Raw genomic sequence first — 577 nt, 5'->3', positions numbered from 1 at the left:
GCCAGCAAGGCCGCTGTTGACTGGATTGCTAACCACGATGTTTGAGGTCAGGTTACCATCTAGGTTATCTGATGCTGTCGCGCCTGGGTCCACATAAGGCGTGCCTTGTTCGTGGTTTACGGTCGCGAGACCAGAGAGCGACAGAGACGGAGGTGTAGTATCTTCAACGATAACTGTCCGAACGACCGTTACAGCGTCATTGCCCGCGGCGTCGCTGATGTCATAACTCAGCAGATAAGTGCCCGCTGTGTTTGAGGCGACGCTGCCCGTTGAGGGCACGTTACCCATATCGCCGTCAATATTGTCAGTCGCTGTTGCTCCCAAGTCTACGTATGGCGTTAGTTGTTCATGAGTAATTGTGCTATCGCCATTTAACGAAATAACGGGGGCTGTGAAATCTCCAACGATAACTGTACGAGAACGTTGATTAGCGTCGTTAAGATCTTGGTCCTGCGCATCGTAGAGAATTGTGTAAGTACCTGCCGTATTGGCATCAACAGTATCGCCGCTCGTTATAACCGTCACCGAAGGGTCTACCGCGTCGGTTGCCGATGCACCAGGGTCTGTAAACGGAGTG

General features: G+C 52.2%; 1 protein-coding gene. It reads right to left on the bottom strand.

The features are described from left to right. Positions 1-577 (bottom strand): immunoglobulin-like domain-containing protein (locus A3750_RS01285; RefSeq protein ID WP_156498293.1); only part of this gene is annotated, 577 nt, incomplete at both ends.

The sequence above is a fragment of the Oleiphilus sp. HI0079 genome (assembly GCF_001635105.1).
This window is presented reverse-complemented; position numbering and strand designations above follow the sequence as displayed.